The 25,059-nt window shown below is 67.4% G+C and carries 21 protein-coding genes; 8 read left to right on the forward strand and 13 right to left on the reverse strand.

Annotation, left to right across the window (positions count from 1 at the left end; translation table 11 throughout):
* Positions 1-282 precede the first annotated feature (282 nt).
* The 4 genes from tnpA to POL72_RS18345 all read right to left on the reverse strand — a co-directional run bounded on the left by tnpA (position 283) and on the right by POL72_RS18345 (position 4,982).
* On the reverse strand, positions 283-570 hold the full coding sequence (tnpA, locus tag POL72_RS52160; RefSeq protein ID WP_444547641.1) for an IS66 family insertion sequence element accessory protein TnpA: 288 nt from the start codon (positions 568-570) through the stop codon (positions 283-285).
* Between the two features lie 129 nt (positions 571-699).
* Positions 700-1,749, reverse strand: coding sequence for a hypothetical protein (locus tag POL72_RS18335; protein ID WP_272096704.1), 1,050 nt, complete (start codon positions 1,747-1,749; stop codon positions 700-702).
* Between the two features lie 6 nt (positions 1,750-1,755).
* Entirely contained in the window at positions 1,756-4,089 is a 2,334-nt protein-coding gene (locus POL72_RS18340) for a UvrD-helicase domain-containing protein (protein WP_272096705.1), read from the reverse strand.
* 5 nt (positions 4,090-4,094) lie between these two features.
* Positions 4,095-4,982 carry a hypothetical protein gene (locus POL72_RS18345; RefSeq protein ID WP_272096706.1) on the reverse strand — a complete coding sequence of 296 codons (888 nt, stop codon included), beginning with the start codon at positions 4,980-4,982 and terminating at the stop codon, positions 4,095-4,097.
* Between the two features lie 174 nt (positions 4,983-5,156).
* Between POL72_RS18345 and POL72_RS18350 the strand changes: the two genes are divergently transcribed.
* The 3 genes from POL72_RS18350 to POL72_RS18365 all read left to right on the forward strand — a co-directional run bounded on the left by POL72_RS18350 (position 5,157) and on the right by POL72_RS18365 (position 8,155).
* On the forward strand, positions 5,157-5,411 hold the full coding sequence (locus POL72_RS18350; protein WP_272096707.1) for a tyrosine-type recombinase/integrase: 255 nt from the start codon (positions 5,157-5,159) through the stop codon (positions 5,409-5,411).
* 1,576 nt (positions 5,412-6,987) lie between these two features.
* Positions 6,988-7,593 carry a Uma2 family endonuclease gene (locus POL72_RS18360; protein WP_272096708.1) on the forward strand — a complete coding sequence of 202 codons (606 nt, stop codon included), beginning with the start codon at positions 6,988-6,990 and terminating at the stop codon, positions 7,591-7,593.
* A gap of 61 nt (positions 7,594-7,654) precedes the next feature.
* Positions 7,655-8,155 (forward strand): VOC family protein, encoded by a 501-nt coding sequence (locus tag POL72_RS18365; protein WP_272096709.1) that lies wholly within the window; start codon positions 7,655-7,657, stop codon positions 8,153-8,155.
* Positions 8,156-8,279: 124 nt separating this feature from the next.
* On the opposite strand, the gene POL72_RS18370 is transcribed toward POL72_RS18365, so the two are convergent.
* The 4 genes from POL72_RS18370 to POL72_RS18385 form a co-directional block, all read right to left on the reverse strand.
* Positions 8,280-9,017: a hypothetical protein gene (locus tag POL72_RS18370; protein WP_272096710.1), complete on the reverse strand. Its 738-nt coding sequence runs from the start codon at positions 9,015-9,017 to the stop codon at positions 8,280-8,282.
* Positions 9,004-9,618 (reverse strand): RNA polymerase sigma factor, encoded by a 615-nt coding sequence (locus POL72_RS18375; RefSeq protein WP_272096711.1) that lies wholly within the window; start codon positions 9,616-9,618, stop codon positions 9,004-9,006. The genes POL72_RS18370 and POL72_RS18375 overlap by 14 nt, the downstream gene beginning before the upstream one ends.
* A gap of 306 nt (positions 9,619-9,924) precedes the next feature.
* Entirely contained in the window at positions 9,925-11,775 is a 1,851-nt protein-coding gene (locus POL72_RS18380; protein ID WP_272096713.1) for an SGNH/GDSL hydrolase family protein, read from the reverse strand.
* 93 nt (positions 11,776-11,868) lie between these two features.
* Complete coding sequence (locus POL72_RS18385) at positions 11,869-12,954, reverse strand: aldo/keto reductase (protein WP_272096714.1); 1,086 nt, start codon at positions 12,952-12,954, stop codon at positions 11,869-11,871.
* A 93-nt stretch (positions 12,955-13,047) separates the two neighbouring features.
* Between POL72_RS18385 and POL72_RS18390 the strand changes: the two genes are divergently transcribed.
* On the forward strand, positions 13,048-13,476 hold the full coding sequence (locus POL72_RS18390) for a MarR family winged helix-turn-helix transcriptional regulator (RefSeq protein WP_272096716.1): 429 nt from the start codon (positions 13,048-13,050) through the stop codon (positions 13,474-13,476).
* A 15-nt stretch (positions 13,477-13,491) separates the two neighbouring features.
* Here the strand turns inward: POL72_RS18390 and POL72_RS18395 are convergent, their stop codons facing one another.
* The 5 genes from POL72_RS18395 to POL72_RS18415 all read right to left on the reverse strand — a co-directional run bounded on the left by POL72_RS18395 (position 13,492) and on the right by POL72_RS18415 (position 16,865).
* On the reverse strand, positions 13,492-13,989 hold the full coding sequence (locus tag POL72_RS18395) for a hypothetical protein (protein WP_272096717.1): 498 nt from the start codon (positions 13,987-13,989) through the stop codon (positions 13,492-13,494).
* A 4-nt stretch (positions 13,990-13,993) separates the two neighbouring features.
* A complete protein-coding gene (locus POL72_RS18400) occupies positions 13,994-14,509 on the reverse strand; it encodes a hypothetical protein (protein WP_272096718.1) in 516 nt (171 codons plus the stop codon).
* A 19-nt stretch (positions 14,510-14,528) separates the two neighbouring features.
* Positions 14,529-15,245, reverse strand: a complete 717-nt coding sequence (locus tag POL72_RS18405; protein ID WP_272096719.1) for a hypothetical protein — start codon at positions 15,243-15,245, stop codon at positions 14,529-14,531.
* Positions 15,246-15,583: 338 nt separating this feature from the next.
* The gene (locus tag POL72_RS18410) at positions 15,584-16,507 is read right to left on the reverse strand and encodes a DMT family transporter (protein WP_272096720.1); all 924 of its coding nucleotides are present in this window, start codon (positions 16,505-16,507) and stop codon (positions 15,584-15,586) included.
* 88 nt (positions 16,508-16,595) lie between these two features.
* Positions 16,596-16,865: a DUF4291 family protein gene (locus POL72_RS18415; protein ID WP_272097940.1), complete on the reverse strand. Its 270-nt coding sequence runs from the start codon at positions 16,863-16,865 to the stop codon at positions 16,596-16,598.
* A gap of 95 nt (positions 16,866-16,960) precedes the next feature.
* Here POL72_RS18415 and POL72_RS18420 point away from each other — a divergent pair, with 95 nt between their 5' ends.
* The 4 genes from POL72_RS18420 to POL72_RS18435 all read left to right on the forward strand — a co-directional run bounded on the left by POL72_RS18420 (position 16,961) and on the right by POL72_RS18435 (position 24,779).
* Positions 16,961-19,153, forward strand: coding sequence for a beta-propeller domain-containing protein (locus POL72_RS18420; RefSeq protein WP_272096721.1), 2,193 nt, complete (start codon positions 16,961-16,963; stop codon positions 19,151-19,153).
* A gap of 39 nt (positions 19,154-19,192) precedes the next feature.
* Positions 19,193-20,122, forward strand: a complete 930-nt coding sequence (locus tag POL72_RS18425; protein WP_272096722.1) for a phosphatase PAP2 family protein — start codon at positions 19,193-19,195, stop codon at positions 20,120-20,122.
* 134 nt (positions 20,123-20,256) lie between these two features.
* Positions 20,257-20,466: a TOBE domain-containing protein gene (locus POL72_RS18430; RefSeq protein ID WP_272096723.1), complete on the forward strand. Its 210-nt coding sequence runs from the start codon at positions 20,257-20,259 to the stop codon at positions 20,464-20,466.
* Between the two features lie 425 nt (positions 20,467-20,891).
* Positions 20,892-24,779, forward strand: coding sequence for a DUF4215 domain-containing protein (locus POL72_RS18435; RefSeq protein WP_272097941.1), 3,888 nt, complete (start codon positions 20,892-20,894; stop codon positions 24,777-24,779).
* The last annotated feature ends 280 nt before the right edge of the window (positions 24,780-25,059 follow it).

Here is a 25,059-nt window from a genome sequence, read left to right on the forward strand (position 1 = left end):
CTTCGCCGCCCACCGCGCGGGCAGGCGAGCACGTCTTCGAGAAAACGCGGCGCAGCAGCGAGGCCCAGTCGATGCGCGCGTACGCTGCGGCATAACGCCGGCGCCGAGGTTGGTATGCGGTCGCGTCGCCGCCGCCGGCGGGGCTGTCGAGGCGCGTTGCTTGGGCCGGTCGTGCTCCGCCAGGCTTGGCGACGTCGTTGTGCATTTGCTTTTGGCGGCCTTGCTCTTGGCCGCCTTGTGGTCTGCGGAGTTCGGGCTCGTCGCGACAGCCCGTGCGCACGGTCACGCCCGCATGGACATTGAAGCCGCGTTCTTCCGCGCTCCACGCGCGCTTGGCTCGTGGGCGACCGGTTCCGGTGCGACGGGCGATGCGTCGGTCACCACGTGGACCGGTAGGAAGTGCGGCGCCTCCGTTGACGACGGCGGCGGAGCCCCGTCTGATCGCAGCTTCCAGCGCCGCGAGTACAGCTGCTTCGGCTTGTACCCTTCATGCCGCGCGAACTTCTCGGCGCTTTGCCCGCTGCGCTCCCATCGCCCCACCCGCTCGGCCCACTCTGCCTTCGTCGCCATCGCTTCCTCCTTCGTCGCGATGGGAACTGGTAACCGGCCCCGACCGGGTGGTCATGATGGCGTTGGTCGAGCGGTTACCGTCGGCTGAGGAGACGGGGTAGGATTCTCCGGTGATTTGTTGAATGAATTTCAACCTTTTTTCTCCTGCCCAGGGACCGTTTCGGGACTCTGTAGCACAGATTCGTCGAGAACAAAACGGACTGGCCTCCCATCGAGCGTTGGAGCTCCGAACTCAACTCGCCGATTACTCGGTGCCAGGAGCCTGCCTTGGGTCAAAGCATGTTCTGCGAAAGCGCGAGTGTTTTCGATTTTGGCTGAGACCGAGCTGGATGCGCTGCTCTCGGAGTTTGTGGTTGGAAATTTGGTTGAAAGAAACTCAGGGTCAAGGAAATGCATCGGATCTGCGAGCCAGTTTAGAGCGAGCTGGCAGTCAAGGCGAGGTGAGTGGGCGGACTTTATCGGCACCGCATAGGGAACAACGAGAGGTGCAATCGCTTGACGTAGACCGATATCGCCCAGATAAGACGACATCGATGGGGCCAGGCCGGCACCGGCCCATTCCTGCGCTCCTTCGAGAAGGTGAGCCTCGAGTAGGGCGGGCCCCAATATAACGCGATCCGTCTCGTTTACAAGCAATTCACCAGTCGCGATGGCACCACGCATAGGGAACTCATGAATGATTGAGTAGAATAGAAGGTGATGCGCATTCCAAAGAAATCGCACGATGTCGGCGGGTTGGCGGGCGGCAGTGTACATGAAGAACGTGTCTGATACGTGAATTAGTTTGGGCGGTCCAGCTCCAAGCTCACCGAAGCTATCGAATCGAGCGTCCGCTGTTCCGACGGAGCGCGCTATTCGTGCGAGCGTTTCGACGTGTTTGGCAAGTTCGACCAAGTGACCATGGCCGTCGACCATCATCTGCTTGAAGCCGAGAATGTCGAAGACCCCAACGATGGCTTCTGTGGAGTGGAGCCAGTTTTGAGAAAGCGGTCCCGTTTGAATGATTTTCATGTCGACTCTCTCGTTTGTCTCATGATGCGGAACTTGTTCCAGCTGTAAATGAGCCTGACGTCGCGATCGGTACCCCATCGCCGCGGCGCGCAAGAAGAGATGGCTGACCAGGCGGCGCGGGTCGCAGACCCACGCCGCCTGGTTGTCGGATCCATCGCTGAGTTGCACGGCGGCTCAAGTGCTCGGAGTCGGGTCTGAAAGCAGCTTCTGGCGAATAGCAGCCTGAAGAATGCTCGTCGGCGCCGCCCCCCGACCAACTACGATGACCAGCTCGGTTCGGGCGCGTGTAAAAGCCAGATACATCTCGCGGAGCGCTTGCTGCTCGAGCGCGGCGGACAGCCCGTCGTTCCCATGAACTCTGATCGGAACGACGCCCTGTTCAAGACCAACGCAAACAACAGCATCGAACTCTTGGCCACCGATCGAATCAGGTCTTGCAAGCACGACAAGCGGCTGCCCTCCACTGGGCAAGGACTGTCCTCTTGCTTCGATTTCCCGTAATGGCTCCTTCAAGGAACGGAGTTCATCCCGCAGCGCATTCCAATACCGCGCAGCAAAACAAACCACCGCAATTTGACGCACATTGCGCTGTCGCAATTCCTTTACGCACCGAGCGGCAATCTCCGCAGCAGACTCGTCCGCCCCTCGTTGAACACGCGGTGAAGGTCCATTCTGATGGCGTCCAGAAGTCGTGTCGCTCGTAAAATCAGGAAAGTCGGCGCCAAAAAGATCCGTCGTGTGCTGAATAATGTAGAACGCGAGCCGTAAAACATCGGCGGAGCACCGATGCACAGTGCGAAGCGTCTGGTTGCTCACGTCATCAACGCCGAAAACTCCCAGACCTGCAGATGACAAGCTTCGTGTCTGTTGTGCCTGATCCAAGGCAATCACCATGGGAACGAATGAGCCGCGTTTAGCGATAAGTGGAAACAATCGCTTCTCGTTCTCGTTGAACAATTGAGCTTCATCAACAAAAATAATGTCGTAGCCTTCTTGCGGGCGCCGCAGTTCCCAAAGCGGCGTCCGAAGCCGTCCGAGAAGTGACAGGGCCAGATCGTCTGCATCCAATAGGCCGTTTTCTTGAGCAATCTCTTCCTGATAACGCAGGAAGACTTCCCACATGAGACCACGCTCAGAGACGGTCAAAACGCCATGTAGTCGACTCAGCCGCTTCTCGGATTCGACGTATTGACGCGGATCAGACGCCGTCGTCATGCCATGCCCCTTGATGGCCACCGAGATCTCGTCACCGACTAAGTCGGCAAAAAGATCCATCAGTTCCGGTTCGCTCGAAACCTGTGCCAACAGAGGGCTATCGTCGACATCGGCTCTATGATTGCTAAAGACTTGCCGAATGGATTCGAGTGTCAATTGGCGCTGGTACCGCTTAGAGGCGTCTGCGTCGCGATCAATCAGCAACAGATCCGGAATCCGTAACACTTCGCGCGCATAGTCGAACAAAGTGCGAACCTCAAGCCTCTGTGGTCCGCGGCTTTCGATATACTCTTCAGCGCCAAGGTTGTGCAGTCGTGATGCTGCGTTGTCGCGCATCGCTGAATTGTGCGCAATGTACAGCGCCCGCAGCGATCTCTTTGACGAGGCCGCTTTTCGAAGCTGTAGAATACTGAGCAACATCATCAGGAGCGTCTTGCCGGAGCCAGCCGCTCCGACCAAGCGTACCGGCTGCCTTTCCACGATGTCTTGTTGCAGTACCACTCGTTGCGTGGAAGACAATTGGCGTTCATGCGAGAGCCAATCGTCGTACGTCCAAGCAAGGGTCTCGTATACTTGGTCAGGCGCGACGGACTCCAGAGCTGGAAGCGAGACCGGAATTACTAAATCGTTAACCGAAGGCTCGGGAGATCGCGGAACCAGGAGTGGCGCCATCGTCAACGCCGAGAATTCAAGTGTCGGACGTTTAGTAACATTCACGAGAAGCGAATTCGCACAAGGCAAGAGAGCGCCTAGAGTGTTATTCTCGCGCAGGATTGCGGTGCGGAACGCATTGTCTTCCCAAGCCGGACCTGCGATCAAGACCCCCTTGATCGTTGAATTGTCCGCCAGTCCGTCGCCCTCAACATATCCAATGCGATGCTTTCTCCAGGCCTTTCCTCCGCCTGCAATGCAAGTGCTAACGTCATCTAGTTCGGTTCGAATTTCCCACGCAGAATCGAGAAGAAGTCCCTGGAGGCGGCGATCGATAACCTGAAGTTCGCGAGCTAGGACCTCGCGAATCATCTCTGGTTTATCCATGAGTCCGTATTCCGACGTTAATCGAACAAGGCCCCAAGATTCAGCGCCCGTTCCGCTGAGATAATCGACGTTCCAGAGGGCCAACACAACGCCATCAGGCGTGCCTGCGGCCCGGATGGGGCCGACCGCAATGACGCCAGTGCGGAGTGCGCTATCGCGCACCAACTTGTCCAAATCAACGGCAAGCGCACCGATCAATGCGCTCTTTCCAGTGAACCAGCTGGCAGTAGTCTGAGGGATTGCTAGGTAGTCCATTGCATTTAACTCCTCGCCTCATGGCCTGAGATTTGTGAGGCGAGAACCGAAGCGACCGCCGGCGAAAAGTCCGGCGACCCGACTCGAGCATATAGTGCCGTATACCGAGAGAGCAGGTCGGCAAAGAACCTTGGCCGTAGTCTCGCCACGCGAAGCGGTTGTCTCTTTGCAAAAAATCGAGTTGCTGGCAGTGCTGCATATTCAGCCAGCGCAGATGACCAATTGCTTTTTGGGGAGCTAGCGAGTTCGAGAATGTCTAGTGGTACCGTTAGCGGATATCGAAACATCACTAGCGCGTGGCTTGCAAACGAGTCATCGAGCGTAGCCCAGCCTCCACGCGCTGGTAGAAAGTGTGTGTCTGAGCGAAGAGAATTTGTGACCAATTTTTGGCATTTTTGGTTGAAGTCGCGTTCGCCGAATAATGTTGTAATGGATCTTAAGTCGTTGGTTAGTGCGACCGGGTCAATGATGGCGATCAATGCCTTGATCCCGGCAAGAATCTTCGCCTTGAGCTGCCCTTTGCCGCCATCGGCGAGCGGCTCAACATGCGCTTGTAGAGCCGAAAGATCGGATAATGCTGGCACTCGGGGAAGCGAGATGGATGACTTGGATCCAAGCTGTTCCTGGAATGAGTTCCAGCAGCTCTGCGTCGTGCCTCTAACTTCTGTGAGCATTGACGACGTTGCCAGCCATGCGTCGAACGCGAGCAAGGGAAGGTAAGTGATTGTCTTGCTTTTGGAATTCTGCAGATCGCATGCCGGCGTAATGACGATTCCGGCAATATGTTCCTGCTTAAGGACTCCGTACGATGGTAGGCCACACCAGATGTCCCCTGTTGAGTGCCCTGGCTCTGGCGTGTGATCGTAATAATCGTCAGGTGTGGCGAAGCTCATTGTGACCTCTTTGGGCTAGCGGTAGCTAGATGGTTTTATTTGGCCGCTATATGACGTCGACGCCGAGCGATTCGTGCATCTAGGGGGCGGGCCAGTTGATGCTCTGGCCCGCGTGATTTGACGTCTGCTTCCAGCTTCCGAACGTGGGTGCAGTAGGTCGAGCTGACGGCTCGTTTGGCGTCTCGATCGAAATGTTCGCCCCGTCCCGACACCGCTTACCACCATGACGGACGACAGGCATCGGGGCTCACCGAGCACTTCACATGCCATACCCTCCGCGACAGCTTCGCGACCCACCTGGTCGAGGCGGGTACCGACATCCGGATAGTTCAGACGCTGCTCGGCTATAAGGATGTGCGGACCACGGTGATCGATACGCACATCATCGACCGCGGCCATCTTGGCGTTACCAACCCCCAAAGCCGCTGAATGCCGCCTCAGCATGGAGCGCCTTGAACTCCGACGCCACCCCGTCGTGCCGCCCTGGCTCATTGTGGAATGCAGCGTACCCGACTGCTACCCCGCCTTGTCAAGGCGACCAAGGCAGGAGCGTGCGGGATCCACGGCGCGAACAGGCTTTTGAGCCTGCTGCTCCGATTCGAGGATGACGCCCTGCAACGGCCTGGTCCGCCAATTGGCCGCGGCCTGTCGAGTCTGCCGTTGCGCGGTGCAGCGTCTGCATCGAAGCACACGTCAGCCCTGCGTCACGTTAAGGAGCACCGGGGGCTGCAGGCGGTCGAACTGCGGGCAGCAGGTGATGGCCGTCAGGCGCTGGCCGGACGCTTGAGCGGCGTGCCGCGCGTCGTCTCCGGCATCGCAGCCGGCCCGGCCGAAACAATGCAGCCGGTGTCACGCCGTGCGCGTTGGCGATCGCTACAAGAGCGGCGACGCGGACGTTGGTCTTGGCGCGTTCGAGGCGATGGAAAAGGCCAGGGCTCGCGTCCAACGCTGCCGCGCCCTCCTCTTAGGTCACCCCTCGCCTGACACTGTTCGGGACCGCCCTTTCGGATCCCGCCCGGACCGGCCAAGCGGACCGCGGGCAAGCCCCGCTCTGACCGCGCGAGGAGGGGGTACGGTGCTCGCCTACGTCCAGGGTTCGTTTCGCGAAAATTATAACGAATCCAATATCTTGACGTGAGTTACGCGCCGCGCGGCGACAGGGCAGGTACGGGGTCCAAGCGGGGATTCTCGACCGTTCCAGCTGTAATCCGTTCTGCTGATCGGGTCGTGGTCCATGAGTCTCTGACACGCCAGAGGCCCGCCTCGTCGCGTGCGGCGTCCTCCGTTTCTTCCACCGTCTCCACTCCGAGCTCCGCGAGATCATGTCGCTTGCCGCCACTTGCCTTTCCCTGCACGAGATCGCCGCCTCCCTCTCGCTTCCGCGCCCCATGGTCGCCACCCGCCTCCGCCTCGCGTGTCGCCTCTTCGCCCACTCCCTCATCCGCTTTGACCAGGCGCTCTGGCAAATAGCGAAGATCCACAGGCCCGAAGCAGAGCCGGCATGCCGCTCTTGCAGGTGTTCGCCCGGATACTCATCCACCCCGGCGAGCGGCTCGCGGCGACCCGACGTCGACCCGCGAGGACGAAGCGATGACCGTGGAGCTGCACCACCTCTCCGCGGAACTGCACGTCCCGTTCCAGGCCAACGTCATCGTCACGCCTAGCGGCCGCTATGCCGCCGTCCACGAGTAGGTCCTCGCGGCGCGCTGCGCCCCTGCACATCCAGCCTCGAGCGCACCGCTTTGGCCGCCATCTCGGCAAGCCTCCGGCAGCCCCACGACCGTCGGCGGCACGAGGAGCTGGAGCACGTGAAGCCACCGTAGGACCGGGCCCGATGCACCGCGCCGAGGTCGACCTGCACACCCACGCGCCGCCTCTGGCGACCGCCGGCACGCGCTGGCGTTCAGGCCGAGGCCTGGCATCGCGAGCCAGCCGCACGACCTCGGACGGTGCGCGATCAGGCGCTCGCCCCGGCCGGGAGCACGCTCTCGTGGTAGGGTCGGCCATGAGCACCGGCGTGCTGCCGCACCACCTGGATCCCGCCCGCAACGCACCGGAAGTCGAGGCAGCATTCGCGGCGGTGCCGCCCGAGCAGGTGGCAGAGATCCTCGACGGGGAGCTCTTCACCTTTCCGCGGCCCGGCCGCCCTCATACGCGCAGCGCATCACGCCTGACGATGAAGCTCGGCAGCGCCTTCGACTTCGGCGATGGAGGGCCCGGCGGCTGGGTGCTCCTGGATGAGCCGGAGCTCCACCTTGGGTCGCGGCCCGACAAGGTGGTGCCCGATCTCGCAGGGTGGAAGCGGGAGCGCATGCCGGACGCCCTTGGGGACGAGGACACGCCGGCGCACTACGACGTCCCGCCGGACTGGGTGTGTGAGGTGATCTCGCCGCGTACCGAGCGCGTCGACCGGGGGAAGAAGATGCGGATCTACCGGCGCGAAGGTGTCGGGCACGTGTGGCTGCTCAGCCCCTTGCTGCGGACGCTCGAGGTGTACCGACTCGAGGGCGGCCGGTGGGTGCTGCTCGAGACCTACGAGGAGGACGCCAAGGTGAGGGCTGAGCCGTTCGATGCGGTGGAGCTCGATCTGGCGGCGATCTGGACCAGATGACCGATCGCAGGCCAGTCACGAAGAGCGCTCCACCGGTCGGATCCGGGCTACCGTGATCGCCATGAACCTCGCCGGAATCGCCCATATCCAGCTGTCGGTCACGGACTTCCCGCGCAGCCGCGCGTTCTACCGCGCGCTGTGCGAGCATTTCGAGATGCAGTGCCAGTACGACGATCCGGGCAGCGAGAACGAGCGGCCCATGCTTTATTACATCGGCGGCAAGACCGGCCTGTTGATACGCCCCGTGAACCCGGAGCACGCCGGCATCCGCTTTCACCAGTACAAGCCCGGCCTGCACCACCTGTGCTTCCGCGCCCGCAGCCGCGAGGATATCGACGCATTCCACGCGTTCTTCGAGCGCACGCTGGCCGCGCTCGGCGGCAAGCTCGTGCACGCGCCGCAGGACGGCGCGTGGGCGGCCGGCTACTACTCGATCCTGTTCGAGGATCCGGACGGCATCCGGCTCGAGATCAACCACGTGCCCGGCAAGGGCAACCTGTCCGAGGGCATCGAGCTTCCGCTGCCCGCGCGCGTCCCGGGAGGCGTGCCCGAGCAAGCGTGAGGAGGCGCGGTCTTCGCGGGATTCATCGGGCGACGAGCGCGTGACCTTCGCGCGCTGCCGAGCTCCGTGGACACCCCTTCGCCTCGTGCGGCCATGGCGGAGGCGCCGTCTCCGCCTCGTTCGGCTACGGCGGAGGCGCCATCTCCGCCTCGTCCTGCGGAGGGCCGTCCAGCTTTATTTGCACCTTTACCTTCCGCTTCTCTCCGTCTCCCTCGATCTGCACGTCGACCTTCCCCTCGACGCCTTGCGCCGCGAGCTGCTCCATCACCTGCCGCCGCGCCGCCTCCACGTCGTCCTTGTCGAGCACGTCCAGATCGAGCAGCTCGTGCCCGAGCTTTGCTCCCAGCGTCCCGCGCACCGTCCCCGCCAGCACGTCTTCCCGGATCTCCGCGCCGGCGAGCGCCGGGAATGCCGCCCGGATCCGCTCGGCCACGTCGCCCTCCGGCACCTCGTCGCCCCACACATCGAGCGTCAGGGTCGTCGCCCCGTCGCCGCGCCGCCCCCGCACCATGACCCGCGCCCTCCGCGCCGTCTTCCCCTCGCCGCGCACGGCCGCCATGAGCGCCTCGGGCTCGGGCAGCTCGGCGCCGTCCGCCACCTGGATGCTGATGCTCCGTCCCACGGGCACCTCCACGTCCGCCGGAGCCACGCACGCCGCCGCCCCGCACACGACTGCCGCCGCCGCCACCACCAGCACCTTGCGCAACCAGAGCCGCTTCATCGGGACCATCTCCTGCTCGGGGTAGAGCTGGCCGAACGCCGCCATCAGCTCGCCTTCGAGCTCACGCGCGTGCTCTGGCCTCAGCGGCGCCGGCTCCCCGAGCAGCCGGCGCAGCTTTCGTCGCACCTCAAAGTCCAGCATTGGAAACACCCTCTCCGCGGGACTTACCCGCGTCCTGCTCGGCGCGCGCCTCGAGCCGCGCCTTGAGCTCGCGCAGCGCCCGCGACGCCCGCTGCTTCACCGCGTCCGCACGGAGCCCGAGCAGCTCCGCGATCTCCTGGTGTTTCAGCCCGTCGCCGTACCGGAGCGCCAGCACCTCCCTCGCCTCCGCCCCGAGCTCCTCCAGCGCCTCCCTGACCGCGCGGAGCTCCTCGCCCCGCACGAGCGCGTCGAGCGGCGTCCCGGACTCGTCCGCGAGCACGCCCGCGAGATCGTCGATCGGCGCCTCCTGCCGCGCCGCCCGCAGGTGGTCGATGACCAGGTTCCTGGCCATGGCCAGCACGAACATCCGCGGCGTCCCCTTGCGCCGATCGAACTCTCCCAGCCGCTCCAGCAGCCTGTGGAAGACCCGCGCGACCAGATCCTCCGCGTCCTCTCGCCGGCGCACGCGTCGCGAAGCGAAGCGCGCCACCGGGTCGTACAGCTCCAGGTAGAGCGCCCGGAACGCGCCGCGATCGCCGCGCCGGGACGCCTCGATCAGCTCGCAGAGGTGGTCATCGCGGGAGGGCCAGAGGAAGCTCATCGCAGGGCTCACCCTCCTCTACGGTAGAGGCGCCGGAAGGTGACAGGCGAGCGGTCGATTCGTCGGCTGCGTCCCGTCTGGACGACCGCCCGGCGACGGCGCTCACCCCCGTGATGTCGATAATGGCGATGGTCGCTGAGCGTTGACCACGACATCCCTGCTGTCCTGATCCTTGGCGAACATCATGGCAGGCATGTCCTCGAGGAATGAGTGGAACAGCGCCTCGTATCTCTGCAGCTCCACCTCACGGCGCGCTTTCTCCGACTCTCGAGGCGGCCCGGCGGCTCATCCAGGAGGCGTGCCCGCTCAGCGGGGCGGCCCGGAGTCCGCCGCGGAGCCGGGCACGCGCGGCTTCGCGCGGAGCTCCGCGAGCGTCCACCTCGCCACGCCGCGCGCCCCCTCGATCGTGAAATGCACGCCGTCGGGCCGGATCGCCCCGTCCTCGTACATGCGCCGGCACTCGCCCGCGGGGCAGATGTGCTCCTGGAGGTCGAGGAGCGCGACGTCGGGCAGCGTCGCGACGACCTTCCGGATCGAGCGGTTGATGCACGTGACCTGCTCATGGACGTCCTTCGTCTCCCAGTCGCCGAGCGCGTAGGGGACGGTCGCCATCCAGACGCGCCCGTGCGGGTTCCGGAGCTTGTCGAGGTTGGTGACGAGGTTTGCCTCGAAGCGCTCGTGCCACGCCGGCTTGCACGCCTTCGTCCACTCGTCGTTCACCGTGATGCCGTGCATGAAGGCGCCGCCGAGGTAGAGGACCGCGGCGTCGGGCTTCGCCTGCGCGAGGAGCGCGGGCCACTCGGTCATGCCGCAGAGGTCCGCCATGATGGTGCAGCCGTCACGCCCGTGGAGGTCCACCGCCAGCCCGCGCTCCTGCAGACCGCGGAGCGCCCAGCCGAGCGTGTTCGCGGTCGAGTCGCCGACGACGACGACGCGGAACGTGGCCTCGTCCTTCACGATCGCGGTGACGAGCGCGTTGATCATCGCGGAGCCCTTCGGCGCCTCGCCGTCCTGCGCGTGGGTCGCACGGACGGCGATGAGCAGCCCGAGCGTGACGCCGGCCGGCACCGCCCAGAACGAGCGCCCCTTCGGCAGCCCGCGCTCGCGGATCGGCCTCTCGAGGAAGCGGTAGGAGACGAGCGCGACCGCGAAGGTGATCGCGAAGCGGAGCGCGGCGAGGGCGGGGCCGTGCAGGCGATCGCTCGACACGAACACGTGCACCGGCCAGTGCCAGAGGTAGACGCCGTAGCTGATGGTGCCGACCCACGCGAGCGGGCGCCACGCGAGGGCGCGCGCGACGAGGCTCCGCGAGCCCTGCACCGCGCACGCGATGAGGACGAGGGCCCCGAGCTCCGTCAGCCAGAACCCGCCGTGGTAGAGGAGCCACGACTGGCCGTCGAGCACGGACCACGCGATCGCGAGGCCGATCGCCGAGGCGACGCCGGCGCCGTCGAGGAGGCGCACCGCGCGCGGGGAGAGCGCGGCGCGCGGCGTGAGCACCGTCGCGAGCGCGGCGCCGAGGAGGATGCCGGAGGCGCGCGTGTCCGTCCCCATGTACACGCGCGTCGTGCTCTCCGGCGCGAAGAGGACGAGCATCGCGATCGCGGAGAGCGCGGCCAGCGCCAGCGTGAGGACGAGCACGCCGCGGCGCGCCCACCGCGAGAGCACGAAGACGATGACGAGCGGCCAGACGACGTAGAACTGCTCCTCGATCGCCAGGCTCCACGTGTGCTCGAGCGGCGAGCGCGACGTGAAGATCTCCCAGTAGCTCCTGTGCGCGTAGATGGCGCGCCAGTTCGCGACGTAGCCGAGCGTCGCGAGGACATCGGCGCGGAGGCCGGCGAGCGCGCTCGGCGGCCCGAAGAGGCGCCCGTGGAGCACGACCACCGGGACGAGCGCGAGGAGCGCGGGGAGGAGCCGGCGCGCGCGGCGGATCCAGAAGTCCTTGAGCGAGATCGCGCCGCGCGCCTCGTGCTCCGCGAGGAGGAGCGACGTGATGAGGTAGCCCGAGAGGACGAAGAAGAGATCGACGCCGAGGAAGCCGCCGCGCAGCATCCCGTTCGCGTGGAAGAAGAGGACGCCGAGCAGGGCGAGCCCGCGCAGCCCGTCGAGCGCGGGCAGGTGAGGGAAGAGCGGGCGGCGGGCGGGCGTGTCCACGAGGCGAGGGGCGAGACTATCAAAACGCCCGGGCGGCGCCTCCCATGCCGCGCGCTCGCGTCGCGTGGATCGCGCCGTGGCCGAGGTTACTCGTCAGTAGTGATCCCCCTTCTTCGTGACGCCGAAGGGGATGAGCTGCGACGGTTGCCCGTTGATCGTCGTCCCCCCGGCCTGGATCATGTGCGCCAGATTGAGGAAATCGGCCGGGAAGTTCAGCTTCGGAGCGGTGAGCGCGTCGAGCGCCGCCGTCTGCTCCGGCGTGAGCTTCACCTCGAGCGCCCTCACGTTGTCGTCGAGCTGCGCCAGCGTGCGCGCCCCGATGATCGTGGACGACACCGCCGGACGCGCCTGCACCCAGCTGAGGGCGACGCGCGCGACCGTGGTCTCGAGCTGCTTGGCGATCCGCTCGAGCTCGTCGATCACCGTGTAGCTCCGCTCGTCGAGGTAGCTCGCGGTCCACTGCCGCCCCTCCGGCTTGACCGTCGCGGCGTTCTTCCGCGTGTACTTGCCGCTCAGGATCCCGCTCCGCAGGGGCGACCACGGCGTCACCCCCAGCCCGAGCTCCTGGGCCATGGGAATCAGCTCCCCTTCGACCGTCCGCTCGAGGAGCGAATACTCGATCTGCAGGCCGATGAACGGCGCCCATCCGCGGAACTGAGCGATGAGCTGCCCTTGAGTCACCTTCCACGCGGGGGTGTCGGACACGCCGATATAGCGGACCTTCCCCGACTGGACGAGATCGTGGAGCGCCGCCATGGTCTCCTCGATCGGCGTGAACTTGTCCCAGTTGTGCAGCCAGTAGAGATCGATGTAGTCGGTGCGCAGCCGGCGGAGCGACTGCTCGCAAGCGGCGAGGATCGACTTGCGGTTCGAGCCGCCGCCGTTGGGATCGCCGACGTACAGGTTTCCGCTGAACTTCGTGGCGATCACCAGCCGGTCGCGCTTCTGCCGGTCGTGGCCGAGGTGATCACCGATGATCTTCTCCGAGTGCCCTTTGGTGTAGAGGTTCGCCGTATCGATGAAGTTCCCCCCGAGCTCGATGAAGCGGTCGAGGATGGCTTCGGAGTCCTTGACGCTGCTCCCCCAGCCCAGGTCTTCGCCGAACGTCATGGCGCCGAGGCAAAAGGGGCTCACCCGCAGACCCGAGCGGCCGAGCGTGACATAATGATCGAGCGGCATCGAATTACCTCCGGAACTTGTTCCATTTTGAACAGTTCAATACTAAACTAGTAGCGCTGCACCGCTCCATCGTCAAGCGCGAGCAGAGAGAACATGGACAAGCCTTCGCCCTGGGAGCTCTGGACGCTGAACTTCGAGTTCAGCATGGCGGTCATGGCCGAGGTGGAGCCCGAGGTGCGCGCGCTGGGGCTCGAGATGAAGGAGTTCCTCCTCCTCGGCAAGCTCGACGATCACCCTTACCCTGCCGAGCTCTCGCGCGCGCTGCTCACGCCCAAGCCTTCGATCACCTTCATGGTGAAGCGGATGGAGGCGGCTGGCTTCATCCAGCGCGAGACGGAGGCGGGCGATCTGCGGCGCTTTCGCCTGACGCTCACCCGCTCGGGGCGCAAGGCGATGGAGGCGGCGCGGGCGATCCTCGACGACGCCTTCGGGCGAAGGCTGGCGCGGATCTCGGCAGGCGAGCGCGCCGAGCTGGCGCGGCTCCTCACGCGGATGATGGGGGAGCGCGCCCGTCCGCGCTGACGGCCGCCCTCGCGCTCACTCGTAGTCGCGCCTCAGCTCTTCGTAGAACGCGTCGCTCATGAGGTAGTCTGCCCACCACTGCTCGACCGGCGTCGTGCCCCGGCGCTGCTGGAAGAGCACCAGATCGTCCAGCTCGCCGTCGTACCAGCCCCACAAAAACCGGGCCCGCAGCACGTCCACGTTTCGCCTGCGGAGCTCGGCCACCGCGTCCTCGAGCGACTCGTCGTCGAACTCGTCGACAAGCGCCTCCGCCTCATCGATGATCTCGCCGAGGTAGGCCAGCCCCTTCTTGGTGAGCTCGAACCGCGCCTTGCGGCGGTTGACCTCGACGAGGTCCGCGTTCACGAGCTCCTGAAGGACGTCCTCCAGCGGGCTCAGCTCGGACGGCAGCACGAGCGGTATCTCCATGCCTCCATCGGCGGGCTTCAGGTCCATCTTCTTCAGCACGTAGATGCCGGCATAGACCAGCTTCTGCTCGCGCGACACGATAGGCTGTCTGCGTCCTTCGAACATCGCCTCACTCCGCGGTGCGCCAGGCATCGGCCTCGAGGCGGATGTGCCGGCGACCGTCTGGGTCGGTGTCGAGCCACGCGTCGACGTCGCCGTCGGCGTAGTACACGGGGGTGCGCCCCGCCGCCTCCGGCCGCCGGATGCGCGCGGCGTGGGGGTTGCACATGGCGAGCACGATGGCGCGCTCGCCGGAGAACGCGGCCGGCAGCCAGCGCTCGAGGAACGCCGACAGGAGCACGGTCACCGAGTAGTCCTTGGCGACCTCCTCGACGAAGAACTCGAGCTCCACGTCATCGGGCAGCACCTCCGGCTCGTCCGCGGAGTGCACGGCCACGACGAGCGCGTCGGTCACCCGGAGCGGCCCTCGATCCGCGCGGCCATCCAGCCAGAGCGCGTCCACCCGGCACCAGCCGAACTGCGTGGACTCCACGTCCGGCTCGTCGCGGTGCTGCTCGAGGTTCAGCAGCTCCAGCGCGGGACGGCAGCGGAACGGGAGCTCGGAGATGCTTCGCAGGGGCTGCATCGCGGCGGCCGGCGCGCGGCTACGCGACCAGGCGCTCGGGCCTGCGGCCTCGCTCGCCGCGGCGGACGCCGAAGCGCGAGCCGGCGCCGGACTTGCCGCTCCCGAAGCGGCTGCCGCCGGCGTTGTTGTAGCGCCGCCCGGTCTGCGACGACCTGCTGTGGTCGACGCTGGACGGGTTCGAGGCGCGGTACGCCTCGCGGTGCGATCGCAGATCGAGCGAGCGGCCGGGCGGCGTGGCGTACGGCTGCGTGTACACGGGCACGTAATTCGGGCGCAGCGCCGACGACACCATGGCGCCGAGGAGCATGCCCGACGCCAGGCTCATCACCGGCGAGTGGTAGTACCCGTAGTGGCCGAACCCCGACGTCTGGATCTGCGCGGCGCCTTCGCCCGAGACGTCACGGCGGATGGTGAACACCTTCTCGGGGTCCTGCACGCTGCCGTCGCTGTTCTTGTCGAAGAACCCGGTGACGACCTGCGTCTTGGCGTCCAGGTCCTGTACGGCGACGCTGATGACCTCGCTCCCCTGGTAGATCTCGTTGACGCGCCGCTCGAAGTCCTCGGGCCCCTCGGCCGCCTTGTAGGCTTCGTTGACCTTGTCGAAGTCGAGCTCGACGTTGGTGTTCTCGGTGGTCGCCCACCGATCCTTGGACCGCCCGCCGCTGGTATCGCAACCGACGGTCGCGACGGCGAGGGCTGTCAAGAGCACGACGGGCAGGGTGGTCTTCATCATCATCTGGAACAATCTGTCTGGTGCCGACGGGGGATTCTGTCAAGCAGGCGGGGCGGTGCGCTCGAGCTCGAACGCGGCGCACGGATTCGCGCCGAGCTCGAACATCCGGATCGGCAAGGTATTCCCCGACCGGGCCCTCCAGGCAGAGCCCAGCGCGTTCGTCTCCGCGAACACCGACGCCCGACGCGGTCGCGTAACCGGCGTCCTCCGCGAACCGCACCCGCTCGCCGAGGTCGTGGACGCGGCCCGCTCGGCGGAGCTCCTGGGCTCGGAGCGGGCCCCCTCGCCATGGCGCCAAATGAGGCGCAGGGCACTACGGCGCCAAACGAGGCGCGGGGTGCTCAGGTCGCCTTCGGCTTGTGGGTGGCGAAGAAGAGGCCCGGCAATACGAGCGCTGCGCCGAGCCAATGGTAGAGGGCAAACGCCTCTCCGAGGAGGAGCCAGGCCAGCACGGCGGTATAGACCGGCGACAGATAGAGCAGCAGGCCAGTGCGGCTCGGGCCGAGATGCTCGGTGATATAGCCGTACGTGGCATAGGCGCCGACGCCTGGGACCAGGACCAGGGTCAGCACGGTGGCGATGGTGCGCAGGTCGAACTGCGGCGCGCCGCGGCTGGCCAGCTCCCAGCCGAGCAGCGGCAGCAGGAGGATCGCTCCGGCCAGCGCGATCGCGGCGAGGCGCGCCTGGACCCCCAGCGGATCTGGCCAGCGCTTCAGCAGCACCGTGTAAAGCGCCCAGGAGATCGCGGCGCCGAGGATCATCAGGTCACCGGTGCTGAAGCTGAGCGCCAGCAGCGCCGCCGGGTCGCCGCGCAGCACGATGACCAGCACGCCGGCCAGCGCCAGCGCCGCGCCCAGGCCCTGGCGCCGGCTGAGCCGCTCTCCGAACATGGCCCGGGACAGCAGGATGATGATCACCGGCGAGACCGCGTAAATCAGGCCGATGTTGGTGGCCGTGGTGGTGGCGGCGCCGTAATAGACGCCGGCGCCGCAGATGCCCATGCCCAGCAGGCCGAGCAGGGCATATCGGGCCCAGTCCCGCCGCAGCGCGGCGCGGGCGCGCCACAGCTCGCGGCCGCAGAAGGGCAGCAGCACCAGCACGACACCCGTCCAGCGGAGCTCCGCGAGCGCCACCGGCGGGATGAAATCGGCTGTGGCGCGGGCCAGCAGCATGTTGGCCGTGAAGAGCGCCGGGGTGACGAACAGCAGGACCTGGGCGATGCGCTGCTGGCGGGACTCGGCGAAGCCGAGAGAGGTGGAGGCCATTGGCGCGGACAGTAGGGGAGCGCCGCTACCATGGCCAGGGCTTCTCCCTGGCGCTGCCGGGCCGTGTCCGGAGCACGACGTCCGCGCGCTACGCCTCCCAGCGCTCTATCCCAACCCGCCTCGCTGCCTCCGCGGCTGTTGGCCAATACACCTCTTCCCGCGGGATCTCGAGCTGTCCGGCACCCCGGCCGCGCAGCACCTCCCTCTGCGCTGCCACGAGCTCCGAGATGTCCTCCACGCCCACCGTCCACTCCTCGGCGAACCGTCGCAGCATCGCGCCTCGCAGACCGAGGGCACCGACTCGACGCGAGCAGGCATGAGGCGCACTATGTGCCGGCATGTGCCAACTGGTGCGGATTGTATCTGGCGGTAATCACTAACGAAATGGCTCGGCATGTCGAGTGCTTCTCCTGCGGCCAGCGATTCGAACGACAGACGGACACGGAGACTCACATGCGATCATTTTACAGGGGTTGTACGCTTGTTTCTCTGCTCGCGCTCGGCGCCGGCTTCGCCGCCTGCTCGAGCGGATCGGGCGGATCTGGTGGACCCGCGCAGACGGGCCTGGCACAGAGCGCCCTCACGCCCGCGACGAGCTGCGATGATGTCGAGGCGCTGCTCCGCGAACGGCTGAAGCAGAACATGGCCAAGTCGGTCGAAGCTGCGCGGGAGTCCGCCCTGCAGCAGCTCGAGGCCGGGTGCGTCTGGTTCGGAGAGGACGGCGGGCCAGTCGGCGCCTCCAGCTCCGGCTCCGCCTCCTCGGGAGGGCCCGTCTCGGCGCCGACCGAGGAGGGGGGCGGGGGTGTCGACGACGGGGGTGCCAAGGAGTACTCGACGACGAACACGCAGGAAGCCGACGTCGACGAGGCCGACTTCATCAAGAACGACGGAGAGAACGTCTATATCCTGGCCCACGGGCAATTCCAGATCTTCGACGCGTGGCCCGCCGCCGACATCCACCGCGTCGCGTCGGTCGCGATCGAGGGGGAGCCGAAGAAGCTCTTCGTGCACGAGAAGCGCGCCCTCGTGTACTCCTCGCTGTCCCCGTCCTCGTCGCCTGACGGCGAGATCGCTTCTTACTCCAGCGGTGAGTGCACGTACGGATACGACTGCGAGTTCACGGGCGACGGCACGCCGCTCCTGGTCACCGAATTCGACATCAGCGACCTCACGGCGCCGACCGTCGTGCGGACGCTGAAGTTCTCCGGATCGTTCATCAACGCCCGGCGCATCGGGGCCGCGGTGCACACGATCGTCGCCTCCCGCGAGCCGACGGTGGAGGGACTCTCTACCTGGCCAGAGGGACTCGATGTCTGCTCCCTGTCCGACCAAGGGGTCAACCCGTCCACCGTGGCCGCCGTGAACAGCGCGTATGACAAGCTCCTTGAGAAGAACATCGCCCTCATCGACGCGGCCCCGCTCGACATCCAGCTGCCCAGCGTGGAGGACACGGTGTACCGGGACGGCGTGGCGTCCCCGAAGAGCCACGAGCCGTTCGCGAGCTGCGAGAACTTCTACCTGTCGAACACGGGCGACGGGCAGAGCTTCCTCTCGGTCGTCTCGACCGAGCTCGGCGCCGAGGCGCTCGGCCAGACGACGATCGTGGGCAGGCCCGGCGCCGTCTACGCGACCGCGGACTCGCTCTACGTGGCGAGCCGGCACCAGTACGGCCAGACGTACGGCTGGTTCTACGACGACGGCAAGGCGACGCCCGACGCGACGACCATCCACAAGTTCGCGCTGAGCGAGCGCGCGGCGCCGAGCGCGTACCTGGGGAGCGGCGTCGTGAAGGGGCGCGTGCTCAACCAGTTCGCCCTCAGCGAGCACGAGGGGTATCTCCGCGTCGCGACCACCACCGGGCACCTGCCCGACCCGGACACGCACAACACCGTCGCGTCGCTGAAGCAGGAGGGCGGCGAGCTCGTGGTCAAGGGGATGGTGGACCACCTCGCTCCCGGCGAGGACATCCGATCCGCCCGCTTCTACGGCGACGTCGGGTTCGTCGTGACCTTCAAGAAGACCGACCCGCTCTACACCATCGATTTCTCGGAGCCCGAGGCGCCGAGGGTGCGCGGCGAGCTGAAGATCCCCGGCTTCTCGACGTACATGCACATGATCGACGAGGGGCACGTCATGAGCATCGGCTACGACGCCGACGACCAGGGAGACTTCGCGTGGTTCCAGGGGATCCTGCTCCAGATCTTCGACGTGACGGATCTCGACGCGCCGACGCTCACGCACAAGGAGGTGATCGGGACGCGCGGCTCCGCGAGCGACGCCGCGACCAACCACCTCGCGTTCAACTACTTCACCCAGCGGGGGCTGCTCGGGATCCCCATGGTCATCTGCGAGGGCGGGAGCGGCGGCGACTTCGGCGACACGATGACGTTCAGCGGGCTGCTCGTCTACAAGGTGGATCCCGGCGCGGGCTTCACGTCCGTCGGCGGCGTGCCCCACCCGCTGCCCGACGCGAGCGCGGACGGGAACGGCCCGAGCTGCGGGAACTGGTGGAGCAGCGCGACGTCGTTCGTGAAGCGGAGCGTCTTCATGGAGGACTACGTCTACTCCGTCTCCGAGGACGAGATCCGGGTCGCCAACATCAGCGATCTCGCGGCGCCGGAAGCCGTCGTGTCGCTCGTCCCCTGAGCGAGCTCCGCGGCGCGGCCGCGTGCTAGAGCCCCCTCCATGGAAGCGCTGGGCCTCCCCGCCGAGCAGCTGGCCTCGGCGGTCGGCGCGCGGCCCTTTCTGCTGCTCGCGCTGCTCGTGACCGGGACGGTGGGGGTGCTCCTCGGGCTCGTCGCGGTCGCGCGCCTCTCCGGCCGCCACGCGCGGGCGCTGTGGGCGCTGGCCGTCCGGGCGTACGCCGCGGTGGCCGCGCACCCGGTCACGCGGCGCCTCTCGGCCCGGTTCCCCCTGGTCGCGAGGGTGCTGCGCGAGCTCTCTGCGGCCGAGTACCTCGTGATCCACCTCGGCCTCGGGCTGGCGCTCAGCATGGCCGCGCTCGTGTTCGTCTGGCTCGCGGAGGGGGTGCGCGAGGGCGAGCCGATCGTGGGCGTCGATCTCGCGCTCGCGCGCGCGCTCCACGCGTCGTCGAGCAGCGCCGGCGTGGCGGCGCTGCGCGCCTTCACGCTCCTCGGCACCTTCTGGGCGCTCGCGCTGCTCGCTGTCGTCGTGGCCGCGGCGCTGCTGAGGCGGGGCCGGCGCGTCCTCGCGGTCGGGTGGCTCTCCGCGCTCGCCGGCGGCGGGCTCCTCAACACCGCGCTCAAGGCGCTGTTCGCCCGGCCGCGGCCGACGTTCGCCGATCCGCTGGCGGTGGCCGCGGGGTGGAGCTTCCCGAGCGGACACTCGATGGGCACGTTCGTCGCCTTTGGCATGCTCTCGTACCTGGGCCTCCTGTTCCTCCGGACGCTGCGCGCTCGCCTCGCGCTCGTCGCGCTCGCGCTCGGCTGGACCGTGGCGATGGGCTTCAGCCGCATGTACCTCGGCGTGCACTACCTGAGCGACGTGCTCGCGGGGTTCGCCGCAGGCACCGTGTGGCTGGCCGTCTGCATCTCCGGGATCGAGGTCGCGCGGCGCAGGCCGGCTCGGATCGACGGCCAGTCGCTGCCCGCCTGAGACGGCCAGTCGCGTCCGGCCCGAGGTGGCCAGTCGCAGGCGGCCTGTGCGGCCCCGGCGCCCGCCGGCCCGCGGCGCGCGCGGGCCGACGCCCCGGCCGCCCCGCGTTACGATCGCGCGGGAGGAGGCAGGAGATGCAGATCAGCGGCAGGAACAAGATCCCCGGGAAGATCACGGAGCTCGTGGTGGGCGACGTGATGGCCAAGGTCGTGATGGAGGGGCCGGGGGGCACGGAGCTCGTCGCGGTCATCACGAGCGACGCGGCGAAGGAGCTCGGCCTCGCGGTCGGCAAGGAGGTGCAGGCGCTCATCAAGGCGACCGAGATCATGGTGATCGCCGGGTGAACGCCGGCTGATCCGCGTGGACCTCGCCGCCGCTGCTCTGATCCGCAGCGAGCCCGGCGATGTCAAGATCGAACTCCGGCCGTGCTCGATTCGACATCAAGCCGCGAGCTCCTCGGCAGAAGTCGAGTTGAGCCACGGTGGAAATAGACATTATTATCGAAATTTGCACCGAGACCCAGGGTGCAGAGCCGAGGTGGAAGCCGAGGCGCAGAACCGAGGCGGCTATCGGCGGCGAGCGCGATGGCGAGCACGACGAGCGCGATGAACACCTGCGCCGAGCACAGCAGCGCCGCCGATTTCGCCTGGAGCCGGGGTGCACTTTTACGATAAAGTGTGTCTAGCGCCGTTTGCTCGGGCGGAGCGCAACGTGCGTTATCGAGGTGGCCGTGGGTTTAAGGACTTCTTATCTGGCTTTGGCGGTGGGATTGCTTCAGATCACGGTCGCTTGCGGCGGGGGCGGCGCGACCACGAGCGAGGCGACCGGCTCCGGGAGCGGCGCGAACTCCGGCGGAGGCGGGCCTGGCGTCGGCGGCGCCGGCGGCACCGGCGGTGAGCCCGATTTCACGGTGGGCAGCGGCATCGGGCTCGGCGGCAACGGCGGCGGTGCGCCGGACCCGTGCGAGGTCGATGATCCGCCCCCCGAGTGCTTCCTGCCTCCCGGGCCCGCCTGCGGAGACGCGGCGCTGAACCAGGCGTCGGAGGCCTGCGACGACGGCAATACGCTGCCGGGCGACGGCTGTTCCGGGCAGTGCCAGGTCGAGCCTTACTGGGCGTGTCCGACGCCGGGTCAGCCTTGCGAGCTGACCATCGCGTGCGGCGACGGCGTCGTCGACCCCGGCGAGTTCTGCGACGACGGCAACAACGTCGATGGCGACGGCTGCAGCGCCGACTGTTACTACGTCGACTCCTCGTACGTGTGCCCGAAGCCGGGCGAGCCGTGCATCCTGCTCTACGACTGCGGAGACGGCCGCGTGAACGGCTCGGAGGAGTGCGAGGACGGCGACGACCCGCCCGCGTCCGGCGACGGTTGCAGCGCGGACTGCAAGCGCGAGGCGGGGTTCCAGTGCAGCCGGCCCGGTCAGCCGTGTACGCGGCTGCCCGTCTGCGGCAACGGCGCCAAGGAGACCGGCGAGGGGTGCGACGACGGCAACACCGCGAGCGGCGACGGCTGCTCGAGCCTGTGCCGGCAGGAGCCCTATTACAACTGCCCGACCCCCGGATCGCCCTGCGTGCGGCTGATCGCGTGCGGCGACGGCAAGGTGCAGCCGGGTGAGCTCTGCGACGACGGCAACGCCGCGGACGGCGACGGCTGCAGCGCCGACTGCCAGGTGAAGGACCCGGCGTACGTGTGCCCCGAGCCGGGCAAGCCCTGCATCCCCCTCTACGAGTGCGGCGACGGCCGCGTGAGCGGCAACGAGCAGTGCGACGACGGCGATGACCCGCCGGAGAGCGGCGACGGCTGCAGCGCGGACTGCCGGCTCGAGGAGGGCTGGGTCTGCAGGCCGGGCCAGCCCTGCACCGTGAGGACCTATTGCGGCGACGGCGTCGTGCAGCTCGGCGAGCAGTGCGACGACGGCGGGGGGGCGTCCCCCGCGGGCGGCGACGGCTGCACCGCGCAGTGCAAGATCGAGGTCGGCTGGACGTGCCCGCCGGCTGGCGGGCGCTGCACCCCGCCGCCGCCGCCCGTGTGCGGCGACGGCAAGATCGGCGGCACCGAGGTGTGCGACGACGGGCAGAAGCCGCCGGCCAGCGGCGACGGCTGCAGCGCCGATTGCCAGACGATCGAGACGGGCTGGGACTGCTCGCGCGTCGGGTTCCCCTGCAAGACCATCTGCGGCGACGGGCTCAAGCGCGGCGCCGAGCAGTGCGACGACGGCGATCTCCTCTCCGGCGACGGCTGCGACGATACGTGCCGCATCGAGCCCGGGCGGGTGTGCAATAGCGCCGCGCCCCAGGACTGCACGGGCTACTCCGTCTGCGGCAACGGCGTCCGCGAGGGCACCGAGGCCTGCGACGACGGCAACGGCAACTGGCGCGACGGCTGCACGCCGGACTGCAAGGGCGAGCCGAACTGCAGCAGCGGCGCGTGCATCTCGAGGTGCGGCGACGGCATCCTCCTGCCCGGCGACCCCACCGAGGCGTGCGACGACGGCAACACCGCGAGCGGCGACGGCTGCTCCGCCACGTGCACGATCGAGCCGGGCTACGCCTGCACCGTTCAGCCCACCGAGATGCGGCTGCCGATGGTCATCCGCGACTTCATCGGCTGGTGCCCGACCTCGTACGACCGCACCGTCAGCAACAGCGCGTGCGACAACAACCTGAACGACACCCTCGTCGGGCACTTCGATTTCGAGATCGATCCCAGCGGCAATCAGATCGACCAAATGGTCCAGCCGACGCTCGACGCCGCCGGCAAGCCCGTCAGCAGGTTCGGCCCCGGCTTCGTCACGCCGAGCGACGCGAACGGGTGGACCACGGGGCAGAACAACTTCCAGTGGTGGTACCGGGACAACGCGACGTACAACAGGACGCTCGTCACCTCCATCGAGCTGACCCCGCAGGCCGGCAGGTACGTGTACCAGCGGAGCCCGTTCTGGCCCGTGGACCCCACCCCGCCGAACGGCGATCCCGTGCTCAACAACCTGGTCTCCGCCGGGCTGGAGAAGGCGCAGCAGAGCAACCCCTCGCACAACTACTACTTCACGAGCGAGGTCCGGTACTGGTTCCAGTTCACGCCGAACGGCGCCGCGGCCGATCCGGTGCTCACCTTCTTCGGCGATGACGACGTCTGGGTGTTCATCAAGAACACGCTGACCGCGGACATCGGCGGCATCCACGGGCAGCTCCAGGAGAGCGTGACCATCCTGGACAACGGCGACGCCCGCGTGACCCCCTGCACCCAGAACACCTGCCCTGCGGGCGCCCGCACGCCCTACGACGTCGACCTGAACCTCGAGCCGGGCAAGGTCTACGAGATCGCGGTGTTCCAGGCCGAGCGCCACGTCACCGGGTCGAACTACCAGCTCACGCTGTCGGGCTTCAGCGCCGGCACGTCGGTGTGCACGCCGCAGTGCGGGGTCGACCCGCCGGTCGTGACGCCGGGCGAGGAGTGCGACGACGGCACCGCGAACGGGGGCGGCTACGGCGGGTGCAACAACTGCCAGCTCGGGCCGTACTGCGGCGACGGCCAGAGGAACGGCCCGGAGACCTGCGACAACGGGGTCAACAACAGCGCGTATGCCAACAGCTCGAACGCCTGCGCGCCGGGGTGCGTGGCCCCGCCCCGGTGCGGCGACGGCGCGGTCAACGCGCCGTACGAGGCGTGCGACCTCGGCTCCGGCAACACGGCGAACGGCTACGGCGGCTGCACGCGCGAGTGCGAGATCGGGCCGTACTGCGGCGACGGCGCGACGAACGGCCCCGAGCAGTGCGACGACGGCCGGAACGACGGCTTCTACGGCACGTGCAACCCGAACTGCACGCCCGCCCCCCGCTGCGGCGACGGCAACGTCGACGAGGAGTGGGGTGAGGAGTGCGACGACCCGGCCGACCCGAACTGCGTGGGCTGCCAGCTCGGGGCGCTCTGCGGCGACGCGGTGGTGCAAGCGAGCTACGGCGAGGAGTGCGACGACGGCGTCAACGACGGCGGCTACGGCGAGTGCGCGCCGATGTGCCTCTACGGCCCGCGCTGCGGCGACGGCGTGGTGCAGCCCGACGAGGAGGACTGCGACCTCGGCGAGGCCGACAACAACGGCGCTTACAACGGGTGCACTCAGCACTGCGCGTACGGGCCGTACTGCGGCGACGCGGCCGTCAACGGCACGGAGACCTGCGACGACGGCGTGAACGACGGCTTCTACGGCAGCTGCTTCCCCGACTGCACGCCGGCGGCCAAGTGCGGCGACAGCCGCGTCGACGAGGACTGGGGTGAGCAGTGCGATCCCCCGAACGCGGCGACCGGCTGCAGCGAGAACTGCCGCCTCGGCGCCCAGTGCGGCGACTCGGTGGTGCAGACCAACCTCGGCGAGCAGTGCGACGACGGCGTGAACGACGGCGGCTACGGCGAGTGCGGTCCCAGCTGCCTGTACGGCCCGCGCTGCGGCGACGGCGTGGTCAACGGCCCCGAGCAGTGCGACGACGGGGACGGCAAGAACACCGGCGGCTACGGCAAGTGCGCGCCGGGGTGCGTCTACGGCCCGTACTGCGGCGACGGCGTGCGGCAGAGCCTGTACGAGGAGTGCGACGACGGGAACAACAAGAGCGGCGACGGCTGCAGCTCGGCCTGCAAGAACGACGGCCAGCCTCAGTAGAAGAGACGGCCACCCGCGTCGGATCCGGGCCCACCTCGGCGTTTTCGGTGCTCAGCGTACAGGAGTACGCTTCCGCGCCGAAAACGCCGATCTGGGCCCGTCTCCTTTGCGGGTGGCCGTCGCCGTCGCTTAGGAGAGGGCGCACGAGCGTCGCCGTCGCTTGGGAGAGGGCGCACGAGCGTCGCCGTCGCTTGGGAGAGGGCGCACGGCTGGCGCCGTCGCTCGGGAGAGGGGGCACGAGGGGCGGGAGAGCAGCTTGGGGGTCTGCTCAGGTGAGAGC

Source organism: Sorangium aterium (assembly GCF_028368935.1).
GTDB classification, from domain to species: domain Bacteria; phylum Myxococcota_A; class Polyangia; order Polyangiales; family Polyangiaceae; genus Sorangium; species Sorangium atrum.

What these genes read in the sequence shown, in the direction of transcription:
- POL72_RS18375 (WP_272096711.1), bottom strand. Translation starts at nt 9,618, where the DNA reads ATGAGCTTCCTCTGGCCCTCCCGCGATGACCACCTCTGCGAGCTGATC.
- POL72_RS18390 (WP_272096716.1), top strand. Translation starts at nt 13,048, where the DNA reads ATGGACAAGCCTTCGCCCTGGGAGCTCTGGACGCTGAACTTCGAGTTC.
- POL72_RS18365 (WP_272096709.1), top strand. Translation starts at nt 7,655, where the DNA reads ATGAACCTCGCCGGAATCGCCCATATCCAGCTGTCGGTCACGGACTTC.
- POL72_RS18385 (WP_272096714.1), bottom strand. Translation starts at nt 12,954, where the DNA reads ATGCCGCTCGATCATTATGTCACGCTCGGCCGCTCGGGTCTGCGGGTG.
- POL72_RS18395 (WP_272096717.1), bottom strand. Translation starts at nt 13,989, where the DNA reads ATGTTCGAAGGACGCAGACAGCCTATCGTGTCGCGCGAGCAGAAGCTG.
- POL72_RS18400 (WP_272096718.1), bottom strand. Translation starts at nt 14,509, where the DNA reads ATGCAGCCCCTGCGAAGCATCTCCGAGCTCCCGTTCCGCTGCCGTCCC.
- POL72_RS18430 (WP_272096723.1), top strand. Translation starts at nt 20,257, where the DNA reads ATGCAGATCAGCGGCAGGAACAAGATCCCCGGGAAGATCACGGAGCTC.
- POL72_RS18360 (WP_272096708.1), top strand. Translation starts at nt 6,988, where the DNA reads ATGAGCACCGGCGTGCTGCCGCACCACCTGGATCCCGCCCGCAACGCA.
- POL72_RS18370 (WP_272096710.1), bottom strand. Translation starts at nt 9,017, where the DNA reads ATGCTGGACTTTGAGGTGCGACGAAAGCTGCGCCGGCTGCTCGGGGAG.
- POL72_RS18405 (WP_272096719.1), bottom strand. Translation starts at nt 15,245, where the DNA reads ATGATGATGAAGACCACCCTGCCCGTCGTGCTCTTGACAGCCCTCGCC.
- tnpA (WP_444547641.1), bottom strand. Translation starts at nt 570, where the DNA reads ATGGCGACGAAGGCAGAGTGGGCCGAGCGGGTGGGGCGATGGGAGCGC.
- POL72_RS18425 (WP_272096722.1), top strand. Translation starts at nt 19,193, where the DNA reads ATGGAAGCGCTGGGCCTCCCCGCCGAGCAGCTGGCCTCGGCGGTCGGC.
- POL72_RS18420 (WP_272096721.1), top strand. Translation starts at nt 16,961, where the DNA reads ATGCGATCATTTTACAGGGGTTGTACGCTTGTTTCTCTGCTCGCGCTC.
- POL72_RS18340 (WP_272096705.1), bottom strand. Translation starts at nt 4,089, where the DNA reads ATGGACTACCTAGCAATCCCTCAGACTACTGCCAGCTGGTTCACTGGA.
- POL72_RS18345 (WP_272096706.1), bottom strand. Translation starts at nt 4,982, where the DNA reads ATGAGCTTCGCCACACCTGACGATTATTACGATCACACGCCAGAGCCA.
- POL72_RS18410 (WP_272096720.1), bottom strand. Translation starts at nt 16,507, where the DNA reads ATGGCCTCCACCTCTCTCGGCTTCGCCGAGTCCCGCCAGCAGCGCATC.